The sequence below is a fragment of the Alkanindiges hydrocarboniclasticus genome (assembly GCF_001982605.1).
GTDB lineage: Bacteria > Pseudomonadota > Gammaproteobacteria > Pseudomonadales > Moraxellaceae > Alkanindiges > Alkanindiges hydrocarboniclasticus.
Genome location: NZ_MLCN01000069.1, coordinates 1 through 10,626, shown reverse-complemented (window position 1 = coordinate 10,626; position 10,626 = coordinate 1). Strand labels below are relative to the sequence as shown.

At 46.5% G+C, this 10,626-nt stretch carries 9 protein-coding genes and 1 pseudogene; 2 read left to right on the top strand and 8 right to left on the bottom strand.

The window, feature by feature from the left end; genetic code table 11:
• Positions 1–332: 332 nt before the first annotated feature.
• The 8 genes from BKE30_RS15320 to cadR form a co-directional block, all read right to left on the bottom strand.
• Positions 333–545, bottom strand: a complete 213-nt coding sequence (locus tag BKE30_RS15320; RefSeq protein WP_076879424.1) for a hypothetical protein — start codon at positions 543–545, stop codon at positions 333–335.
• Positions 546–620: 75 nt separating this feature from the next.
• On the bottom strand, positions 621–1,556 hold the full coding sequence (locus BKE30_RS15315) for a cation diffusion facilitator family transporter (RefSeq protein ID WP_076879423.1): 936 nt from the start codon (positions 1,554–1,556) through the stop codon (positions 621–623).
• An 83-nt stretch (positions 1,557–1,639) separates the two neighbouring features.
• Complete coding sequence (locus tag BKE30_RS15310) at positions 1,640–2,254, bottom strand: methyltransferase family protein (RefSeq protein WP_076879422.1); 615 nt, start codon at positions 2,252–2,254, stop codon at positions 1,640–1,642.
• An 88-nt stretch (positions 2,255–2,342) separates the two neighbouring features.
• Positions 2,343–5,618 (bottom strand): efflux RND transporter permease subunit, encoded by a 3,276-nt coding sequence (locus BKE30_RS15305; protein WP_083698627.1) that lies wholly within the window; start codon positions 5,616–5,618, stop codon positions 2,343–2,345.
• Complete coding sequence (locus BKE30_RS15300; protein WP_076879421.1) at positions 5,608–6,882, bottom strand: efflux RND transporter periplasmic adaptor subunit; 1,275 nt, start codon at positions 6,880–6,882, stop codon at positions 5,608–5,610. The genes BKE30_RS15305 and BKE30_RS15300 overlap by 11 nt, the downstream gene beginning before the upstream one ends.
• A 2-nt stretch (positions 6,883–6,884) precedes the next feature.
• Positions 6,885–8,297: a TolC family protein gene (locus BKE30_RS15295; RefSeq protein WP_076879420.1), complete on the bottom strand. Its 1,413-nt coding sequence runs from the start codon at positions 8,295–8,297 to the stop codon at positions 6,885–6,887.
• 86 nt (positions 8,298–8,383) lie between these two features.
• Positions 8,384–8,764, bottom strand: a complete 381-nt coding sequence (locus BKE30_RS15290) for a hypothetical protein (protein WP_143253814.1) — start codon at positions 8,762–8,764, stop codon at positions 8,384–8,386.
• Between the two features lie 117 nt (positions 8,765–8,881).
• On the bottom strand, positions 8,882–9,292 hold the full coding sequence (gene cadR, locus BKE30_RS15285; protein ID WP_026471972.1) for a Cd(II)/Pb(II)-responsive transcriptional regulator: 411 nt from the start codon (positions 9,290–9,292) through the stop codon (positions 8,882–8,884).
• Positions 9,293–9,386: 94 nt separating this feature from the next.
• Between cadR and BKE30_RS15280 the strand changes: the two genes are divergently transcribed.
• Together BKE30_RS15280 and BKE30_RS15275 are read left to right on the top strand one after the other, a co-directional pair.
• Positions 9,387–10,451 (top strand): cation transporter, encoded by a 1,065-nt coding sequence (locus BKE30_RS15280; protein ID WP_034280373.1) that lies wholly within the window; start codon positions 9,387–9,389, stop codon positions 10,449–10,451.
• A gap of 11 nt (positions 10,452–10,462) precedes the next feature.
• Positions 10,463–10,582 (top strand): annotated as a pseudogene (locus tag BKE30_RS15275) (FeoA family protein); the annotation flags it as partial.
• Positions 10,583–10,626 lie beyond the last annotated feature (44 nt).

Here is a 10,626-nt window from a genome sequence, read left to right as displayed (position 1 = left end):
TAATTATCCTAACCCCTTTTCTATACATTTTATGGCCTAAGCTTATAGTTTTAATAGAATATTTTTTTGGTAGTTAAATTTATCAACTTCTTGCTTTGCTTATAAAAAGGCTTTCGTTAACGAAAGCCCCTTTGTGTTGGATTAACTGATTGAATTAGCAATCCAGATATTGGTCAGATCACACGTTTTATCAGGTGCTGTTGTCCAGTTTAGCTGTCCTTGTGGCCCTGTATAGGTTGAACCACCCAGCATTATCCGACCACCTGATTTAATCAACTTTCTTTCGGACGAAATCAAAGATTGTTGACGATCATCCCAATACCCATCAGGAATCATACTGGCATCAAATACAGCTCATTGGTCACTGCCTTTGCATAGATACAGGCACCTTTAATATATAAAGTACCCTGCAATGCCGAACCATCCCCTTCCCGGCTACCCTGTTGTTTCCCCACGGTAATAAACTTAATTTCCGGCGGCTGTACTGGAGAGTGAACATCTGCCGTTTTATGCAGGGCTTGCTTATTGGTCGCAATACCTTTCATTTTGACAATGATTTTATAATTGAGTGCATGCTCAACATAAATGCCAGCAACTTGGCCAACATTGACTTCCCGTATCTAAGCATCATCGTGAGTTTCTGAAGTCTGTTTAAATTGATGGGCATCAATATGACCTACCTCACATATTGCATTTTCACACTGAATGGTCACATGATTTAATTGGTAATTTTTTGCCAGCATTAATTGTGCCGCATCCAGAACTTTTTGCCAATCTGTGGTAGTAACTACCAAGTGGGCAGTCAAAGTATGTTTACCGCTGGTGATTGACCACACATGCAAATCATGCACACCTGTCACATTGTCCAGTGCCTTTAAATCGGCCTCAATGGCATCCAAGTCCACATCCGCCGGTACACCTTCCAGCAGGATATTAATGCTGTCGCGCAACAGTATCCATGTACGTGGCAACACCCAGAAGCCAATGGCTACTGCAATAGCGCTATCCACCCACAGCCAGCCGGTAAACATGATAATTAAGGCACCAACAATTACCCCCACCGAACCCAATGCATCGGCCAGCACCTCCAGATAAGCCCCTTTTACATTCAGGCTGTCTTTTTGCCCACCTACCAGCAGGTACATGGCAATAATATTAATCAGCAAACCAAAAGCGGCAATCACCAGCATGCCAGTGGACTGGATTTCCGGCGGGCTTTGAAAGCGTGCCCATGCCTCATACAAAATATAAAAAGCCACGGCAAACAGTAGCAGCGCATTAAAGGCCGCAGCCAGAATTTCAAAACGGTGATAGCCAAAGGTGCGCTTGCGGTCGGCTGGACGTTTGGCAATTTGTATAGCCGCCAGTGCAATGGCCAGTGCGGTCACATCGGTAAACATGTGCGCCGCATCAGACAGCAGCGCCAGACTTTTGGTGACAATGCCACCAATAATTTCGACAATCAGAAAAGAGGCTGTTAAGCCCAGGGCCATCCACAAACGCTTGCTATGGCCTGTCCCGGCTGGAACGTGGCTGTGGTTATGGTTGCCACTCATATTTTTTCTCCCGTGAAAGGGTTTTGTTTATGGCTGACGATACCTGCCGGGCAGGCATCGTCCTATCTTGCCGGAAAAACAGGCTAATAAAAGCTGAAATACGTGGGTAAAATGTTTTGTAAACGCAATTCTTCCAGCACCTGAATAATGGCAGCAATCCAGAAAAACCAGATCACCTGCCCCAGAAAGCGCCGGATATGCGGGGGCGATACCACATAGCTCGGTGGCTCGTGATACAAAGCCAGCCTTGGAAAAAAGCGCGGCACCTGCTGCACATAATGCTGGAACTGTTCGCTGTGGTGCTGTTGCAGAAAGCGTTCCTCCTGCCAGATCACCCCTCGGTAATACAACAAATAAAGCAGGCTGAATAACAGCGGAAATGTGAAAGTTTCCGTGAGCAGCATGACGCCCAGCCCGGCAATAAAGCTAAACAGATACAGCGGGTTACGCGTGATAGAGTATGGGCCTTCAGTGACCAGCAAGGTATTTTTAAAGCCGGAAATATAAGTACTGCACCAGACGCGCCCCAGCGCACCAATGCCCACCGCAATCCAGCCACTGACCCATAACAGATGCTCAACCAGTAAGGATTGTTCGTGCCAGCGCCCACTGGACACCGCCAGCAATGCAAGCAACAGAAAGCCCAGTACACGCGAAAACAGGGTACGGTTATTGGGTGAAAATATATTAATTTTCATGAAATTGCTCCATAAATGGATATAAGAAGAAAGATTCATGCAGGCAGTCACGGCATGGTCAGCAGGCAATGCTGACCATGCCACTGGATTAACCGCTTGAATGACCTTCCATCTGCAACACATCCATTTCCGGCTTATCTTGCATACCATTTAACTTGTCAGCACGGCTGTTTAGCCAGCGGTATACCACCGGCAGGAACAGCAGCGTGAGCAAAGTAGAAGAAATAATCCCGCCAATCACCACGGTGGCCAGGGGGCGCTGTACCTCTGCCCCTGTACCGGTGGCCAGCGCCATTGGCACAAAGCCCAGTGAGGCGACAAAAGCCGTCATCAGTACCGGGCGCAGGCGCAAAATAGCACCCTGCCAGGTGGCCTGATACACACTTAAGCCAGTGTCGCGCAGTTCACGGATAAAGCTCAGCATCACCAGACCATTCAGCACTGCCACACCGGACAGGGCAATAAAACCCACCCCCGCCGACATGGAAAACGGAATATCGCGCAGCCATAGCGCCACTACGCCACCAGTTAAGGCAAACGGCACGCCACTAAATACCAGTACGCTGTCGCGCAGGTTGTTAAATACGGCAATCAACAGGGCAAATACCAGTAACAAGGCTACCGGCACCACTATCTGCATACGCTTGGTGGCGGATTGCAGATTTTCAAACTGACCTCCGTAATCCACCCAGTACCCCGCTGGCAGTTGTACCTCACTCACAGTTGCCTGCAAGTCGGACACAAAAGAACCAAGGTCACGGCCATTCACGTTGGTAGTGACTACCACACGGCGCTTGCCATTTTCACGGCTCATCTGGTTAATACCCAGCACCATACGCACATCGGCCACTTGCGACAGGGCTACCACACCCCCTGTATTCAGGCGGATGGGTAACTGTGCCAGTTGTTCCGGGTTGCGCATCTGGTCACTCTGGCGAATCACCAGGTCAAAACGGCGGTCGCCCTGCAATATCTGCCCGGCCACCGTGCCACCAATCGCCGCAGCCACGGTATCCTGAATCTGCTGGCTGCTTAAACCATACAAGGCCGCTGCATCCCGCTTAATCTCCACAGTCAGCAGGGGCAGGCCACTGGTCTGCTCCACTTTTACATCTGCCGCACCATTAATCTGGCGCAGTTTGGCGGCAATTATTTCGGCCTGCTGGTTGAGCACCTGCATGTCATCACCAAAAATTTTTACGCCTACATCGCTGCGGATGCCGGAAATCAGCTCGTTAAAACGCAGCTGGATCGGCTGGGAAAATTCACTCACCGCACCCACCTGATGCTCCACCACTTCCTGCAAGCGCTCACGCAACTCCGGCAGGGTTTCCTTCTGGTCTGGCCACTCGCTTTTCGGTTTCAACATAATGTAGCCATCGGAAATATTCGGCGGCATCACATCGGTGGCTACCTCAGCTGTACCGGTACGCGCAAAAATACGCTCAATTTCTGGGAACTGCTTTAACAGCGCGGCTTCCATGCGTTCCTGCATACGCAGGGACTCTTCCAGCGAGGTACTGGGCGAGCGCATGGATTGCAGGGCAAAATCACCTTCGCTTAGGGTAGGGGCAAACTCGCTGCCCAGTTTGGTGGCCATTAGACCCGTCAACAGCAAGATGGCCAGCGCAGCCACTACCATCACCTGTTTAAAGGCATAGGCACTATTTAAGGCGCTTAAATACCAGCGCTTTAAGGTCAGCATGATGCGGTTTTCTTTTTCTTCCACCTTGCCGGTAATAAACAGCGCAACGGCGGCAGGCACAAAGGTCACCGACAAAATCATCGCGCCAATCAGTGCAATCACCACGGTCATCGCCATCGGGTGGAACAACTTGGCTTCTACCCCGGTCAGGGCAAAAATCGGCAGGTATACCACCAGAATAATCAGCTGGCCGAAAATCAGCGGACGGCGTGCCTGTTTGGCGGCCAGAAATACCTGGGTAAAGCGCTCCTGCCGCGTGAGTAAACGCCCCTGCCGGTGCTGCTCTTCCGCCAGACGGCGAATACAGTTTTCAACAATCACCACCGCTCCATCAATAATGATGCCGAAATCCAGCGCCCCCAGACTCATCAGGTTGGCACTGATTTGTTGCTGCACCATACCGGTTAAGGTAAACAGCATGGATAGCGGAATCACACAGGCGGTAATAATGGCGGCGCGGATGTTACCCAAAAACAGGAAAAGCACCGCAATGACCAGAATCGCCCCTTCAATCAGGTTCTTCTGCACAGTCGCAATCGCTTTATCCACCAGTGTGGTACGGTTATATACCGTATCCAGCACCACACCTTTCGGCAGGCTGCGCTTTACCTCCTGAATTTTTTCATCTACCGCCTGCGATACCACACGGCTGTTGGCACCCATCATCATCATGGCAGTACCTAGCACGGTTTCCTGCCCATTCATGGTGGCGGCACCCGTACGCAAATCATGCCCAATGCTTACCGTGGCAACATCAGACACCTTAATGGGAATGCCGTTTTTCTGGCTTACCACCACAGCGCCAATATCCAGCAGGCTACCCAGTTGTCCGGGCACCCGCACGGTCAGCTGCTGCCCGTTTAAATCAATAAACCCCGCACCACGGTTTTCATTATTCAGGCTTAAGGCAATGCGGATATCTTCAATGCTCAGGTCATAACCTTGCAGGGCATTCATATCCGGCTGTACCAGATACTGCTTGGCAAAACCACCAATGCTATTCACCTCGGCCACGCCGGGTACGCGCTGTAACTGTGGACGCACCACCCAGTCCTGCAACTCGCGCAAGTCCGCCGGAGTATAGGCCGTGCCATCGGCTTTTTTGGCATCCGGCGCAGCACTTAAGGTCCACAGGTAAATTTCACCCAAGCCCGTGGAAATGGGCGACATGCTGGGCTCAATACCTTCCGGCATCTGGCTTTTGGCTTCCTGCAAACGCTGGCTGATCATCTGCCGTGCCCAGTAAATATCTGTACCATCCTCAAAAATAATGGTCACTTGCGACAAGCCATAGCGCGATATGGAACGGGTGAGCTCCAGTTTGGGGATGCCCGCCATTACCCGCTCAATCGGATAGGTAATGCGCTGCTCGGCTTCCAGCGCGGTAAAGCCGGGCGCTGCGCTATTAATTTGCACCTGTACGTTGGTAATGTCCGGTACGGCATCAATCGGCAGCTTCTGGTAGCTCATCACACCAATAATCACCAGCCCCAGCACCAGCAGCATGACCCAGCCACGCAACTGGATAGCGGTATGGATAATGCGGTCAAACCAGCCTTCTATTTTAATCTGGTTTTCCACACTGTCCTGCTGTTGCTGTTCGGGCTTATCCAGTACAACCGTCTGTATGTCCTTGCTGTCATTATGCTTAGTGTCCATGCTCGGCCTCTCCCTTTTCCAGTTCGGATTTCAGGATAAAGCTGCCTTCGGACACATAGGCTTCGCCGTGCTTCAAGCCATCCCTTATGGCAATCCACTGACGATCAGTGCTTTCAGCGCCTACAGTGACCGGATGGGGCGCAAAGTGTGCACCGTCCTTATTCTTTTCGGCTACAAACACCACATCCTTGCCTTCCACCTGCTGCACGGCACTGCGTTTTACCAATACCTGTGCGGCCTGATCTGCCGCCTGTTGCGCCACCTGAACATTCACCAGCATATTCGGGCGCAGTTGCATGTTGCTGTTATCCACTAACGCACGCGCCACCAAGCGGCCAGTCTGCATATCAGCACTAGGGGTCAGGGTCATCAGTTTGGCTTTAAAGCCTTGCTGGCTGACGGAAGTACTAAAACTCACTGTGGCTTGCTGGTTAAAACGTTGCGTCATCTGGTCAGCAATTTGGGCAGGCACCACAAACTCAAGCCATAATTGATCCAGACGGTCAATCAGAAATAACTGGGTAGCTGTTTGTACATTTTCACCGACCACCACATCCTTACTGTTAATCACACCATTAATAGGTGATTTGAGGTCAAAACGCCCGGCACTCTGGCTGGCTGCGCCATAAGCATTAATCCGCGACTTAGCAGCACTCACTTCAATTTGTGCCTGCTTAAACTGATTTTCAGCCAGCAAATAATCCTGCTTGGCAGAAATCCCTTTTTGCCACAAACTTTTCTCACGCTGATAATTACTTTTTGCCAACTCTAGCTGCGATTGCATCATACGAATATTAGCCTGCAAATCCACCAACTCAGGTACCAGTAAGGTTGCCAAAGGCTGACCTTTTTTCACGTATTGCCCGGTTTGTACATATACCGCTTCTACTCGTCCAGTAAAGTTAGGGGAAATATGCGCTTGCTGGTCGGCATTCACCAATAAGCGTCCAGGGATGCTGACATTACGGTTAATACTACCTATACCGGCAGCTTCAATTTTAATCTGCTGACTGGCAATCTGAGCGTTACTTAACTCAATATCCTCCGAAGCCTCATGCGCATGTTCTGACTCTTCAGCATGCCCCTCATGACCTACTTCCTTATCTTTCCCCTTAGTAATTTCCGTTTTTGTTTCGGTCTCCACCTCTTTTTTACTATCGGCACTATCAGAGAACATCAGGAAAATAGCAATCACGGCAGTGATAGCAATAATTGCCAGAATCAGAAAAATTTGTTTTTTACTATTGGTGTGTGGTGTATTCATACTTATTCCCCTGTACCCATAAGCGGTATAGAAAGTGTGTCCTGCCATAATTGAAGCTGGCTGTTATCCATGTAATTGGCATCGTTCATATCAAATTCGCCTGATAGCCCAAGACTGATAGCTTGCATTTGCAGGGACAATTGCCATGCCTGACTCAATAGTTGCAGTTGATTAAACTGGATTGTCTGATACTCCCGGGTAGCCTGCTGCACCTCAGTTACCGAGAATTTGCCTATCTCAAAGCCCTCTAAGGTTTTTTGCTGAATAGATTTAGCCAGTGGCAATTGATGCTGCTGTAACTGCTGATACTGACTCGACAATGCATTCAAACGAATTAGCCCAGCCTGAATTTGCTGCTCACGCAAAGATACGTTATAACGCTGCTGATCCATACTGATATGGCTTAGTGCTTGAGTAGCTTGTATTATGCCCTGATTGCGGTTAAATACCGGAATAGGCATAGACACACCAAGGGTTAAACGATTGTCCATATCATTTTGCATAGAGGGTATGCGAGTCTGGTTAATGCCTAAACTGACAGTGGGTTGTGGTTTTGACTGAGCTTTAGCCAACACAAGGCGAGCTTGTGCCTGTTTTTGCTGTTGCTGCAATAATTGCTGCTGTGGGCTATCCTGTAGTATGGAAACATTTAATCCGGCTTCATCAAGTTCAGGCCATATATTATTGCTCGTGAGTGCAGCAGTACTGATAAAAACAGGCTGAGTATTACCCCATAATCTTGCTAACTGAAACCGCACCTCTTTTAAACCAGCTTGAGCCATAGCCAATTGAGTCAACACTTGCTGATGTGCAATGAGCACGCGAGAATACTCGACTTCGGCGATGCGACCGGCTTCTAGGCGACGTTTTGCAGCTTGCTCACTAGCCTCACTTAGGCGACTCTGTGCTTGTATCAATTGCAATTGCCGCTCTGCCTGCGCAACACGCCAATATGCAGCAGTAACAGCCAGTTTTAACTGCGCCTGATACGCCAATTGTCTGGTTGCCTCGCTATCTAAAGTAATAGTTGCCAGCTTTTTCTTAGCAGAACGAACACCAAACAAATCCAGTTTTTGTGAAACAGCAAAGCTCCGTTCTTGTTCAACGGTACTTTTAAAACCAGTTTGCTCAAAAGATATTTCAGGATTCTGCCATAAGCTACTTTGCTTAAGATTGCCCTCAGCAATTTCTAGCCGGCTCTGCCACAAGGTCTGAAGTGGCTGATATTGCTGCGCCAATTGAATGGCTTGATCCAGCGTTAAAACTGCCCGGTTTTCCTGTAAGCCTACAGCGGGAGCCTGAGTGGTTAAGATTGCAGCTGGTGCATTTTCAGCCCAGAGGGGAGTGCTGATTAATGTCAGTGAGGTGATACACAGGACATATTTAGCCTGCTTAAAAAGATTAAAATAGAACATAACTCTGCCTATATCTCAATTCATGAAAAACGGTGAGCAAATGCATCGTTAAATGATATATTTACTTACCAGTGATCGATTGATACTTAGACAGACCATAAAGGAGGTTCAGGTTGCTCCAGAACAGGGGATTGATAAAAAATCGTTGAATTAGATGCAAAATGAATAGAATATGCAAACTGTCTAAGCATTGTTTCGGACAATGGCTGCTGCTCAACCGCATGATGATTAATATTCAAATGATCACTATGACTGGCTAAATTCGGTTGAGATTTCGATGCTTTGTCATTGTCTTTATATTTGAAAGATGCCTTTTCCTGACAGGCTATATCCAGCTCCGGAGCATGATGCCCCCAATGCCAAGTGGTCTTGCTTTCATTTTCATGATAACAGAATACAGCTGCTGCACTCCAGGAAGCCTGTAGCGGAAGGAATATCATTAATAAAAAAGCTAGAAACGTTCGCATGCAATTCATTTAATTTAGAAACTAGAGACTATTACTAACATTGTTTATTAATCTATAAATGAGTTTTCATTGGTGATTAGATACCTTACGCTCTTTATAGTCAAGTCTTTTAAATAATTAAGGATTGGTTATCAGTTGCGATAACTCACGTAAAACACCGCATGTGTCCGTAGTACGTGATCCTGAACATTGACCACGTAAAAAAACAAGTTGTTCTTTTAGTTTTAGTTGGATTTGAATATAGGACTCGACCCGCTCAATATGCTGATCAAGTAACTCATTCACTCGATCACAGGTTCGCTGAGGCCAGTCCTTATAATTAAGAAGATTCTTAATATCCTCAAGTGACATATTTAATGCTCGACAATGACGGATAAACTGTAAACGCTCAACAAGCGTTTCATCATACAACCGGTAATTATTATCACCCCGCTGCGGTGGCGGCAATAATCCCTCATTTTCATAAAAGCGGATAGTCACTACAGGACAGTCAGTACGTTTAGCCAGTTCACCTATTTTAATAGTCATAGCACTTCAACTTTGGTGTCATTAAACCTTGACTCTATAGTAGCTATAGGGATTTTAATATGCAATAAGTGAAAATAGGACTATAGGCATATCTATGAGTGGTTGCAGCTGTAATAAAGAAAATTCTTGCAACGATACTAAGTTAGAATCTGATCAATCTGAAACTGCATCTTGCAATAAATTAGATCAATCTATTGAAAAAACGAATAAATCTTGTTGCAGTAAGAATACGGATCATGAATCAAAAAGTGCTATTGAAATAGACACTTGTAGTATTAACCAGTCTTGTTCAACAAAAACCCAATCATGTTGTGGTACAGATATGATTGATCAACTAGAGAATACTAATAAGGATACAAATAGCGGGAATTTCATTAGTGATTACACTATTCCAAAAATGGATTGTTCTGCTGAAGAACAAATGGTGCGAATGGCTTTAGCACCTTTGGGTGAAGTAAAGGCCTTGGTTTTTGATCTTCCAAATAGAAAATTAAAAGTATTTCATACAGATGGTCTTTTAGAAATAACATCAAAGCTTGAAGCTCTCGGTTTCGGTGCGAAGCTTGAAAGTACGACTGAATCAACGGGCACATTACCTGACAGCTCTGATCCGACAAAACAAGCTAAAGTTTTAAAAGTTCTTCTCGCAATCAATGCTGTGCTTTTTTTCATTGAATTTATAAGTGGCATTATCGCAGCATCTACAGGGTTAATAGCAGATTCTCTCGATATGTTCGCTGACGCTGCTGTTTATGGCATTGCACTTTATGCGGTTGGAAAGGCAGCAAAATATCAAATAAAAGCAGCTCACTTTGCAGGATGGATTCAGTTATTGCTAGCCCTAATCGTTATTGTTGATGTAATCAGACGATTTATACTTGGTAGTGAACCCGAATCAGATTTGATGATTATTATCGGTTTCTTAGCACTCATTGCAAATGTGACGTGTCTGTATCTTATTTCTGGGCATAAAGATAGTGGTGCTCATATGAAAGCAAGTTGGATTTTTTCAGCAAATGACGTCATTGTGAATATGGGAGTAATTATTGCTGGCGTATTAGTTGCATGGACAGGTTCTGCTTACCCTGATTTGATTATCGGGATAATAGTCTCCTTTTTCGTACTGAATGGTGCTCGAAAAATTTTAGCATTGAAATAGGATGATTAATCGTGAACTTATTTCAAGTGAAGCAAAAGCAGTTTGTAAAAATTATTGATCTCAAAAAGGGGAATCAATGTAACGATAACAAAGATCCTGTACTTGAGCGGCTTGAGTTATTGGGTTTTAGGTGTATTAGTTCCGACTTGATCTGACACTTAACTTGAAAAGTTGA

Bases quoted from the DNA above. Each gene is read 5' to 3' on its own strand.
- BKE30_RS15310 (WP_076879422.1), bottom strand. From the start codon at position 2,254: ATGAAAATTAATATATTTTCACCCAATAACCGTACCCTGTTTTCGCGT.
- BKE30_RS15280 (WP_034280373.1), top strand. From the start codon at position 9,387: ATGAGTGGTTGCAGCTGTAATAAAGAAAATTCTTGCAACGATACTAAG.
- BKE30_RS15305 (WP_083698627.1), bottom strand. From the start codon at position 5,618: ATGGACACTAAGCATAATGACAGCAAGGACATACAGACGGTTGTACTG.
- BKE30_RS15315 (WP_076879423.1), bottom strand. From the start codon at position 1,556: ATGAGTGGCAACCATAACCACAGCCACGTTCCAGCCGGGACAGGCCAT.
- cadR (WP_026471972.1), bottom strand. From the start codon at position 9,292: ATGACTATTAAAATAGGTGAACTGGCTAAACGTACTGACTGTCCTGTA.
- BKE30_RS15300 (WP_076879421.1), bottom strand. From the start codon at position 6,882: ATGAATACACCACACACCAATAGTAAAAAACAAATTTTTCTGATTCTG.
- BKE30_RS15320 (WP_076879424.1), bottom strand. From the start codon at position 545: ATGAAAGGTATTGCGACCAATAAGCAAGCCCTGCATAAAACGGCAGAT.
- BKE30_RS15290 (WP_143253814.1), bottom strand. From the start codon at position 8,764: ATGCGAACGTTTCTAGCTTTTTTATTAATGATATTCCTTCCGCTACAG.
- BKE30_RS15295 (WP_076879420.1), bottom strand. From the start codon at position 8,297: ATGTTCTATTTTAATCTTTTTAAGCAGGCTAAATATGTCCTGTGTATC.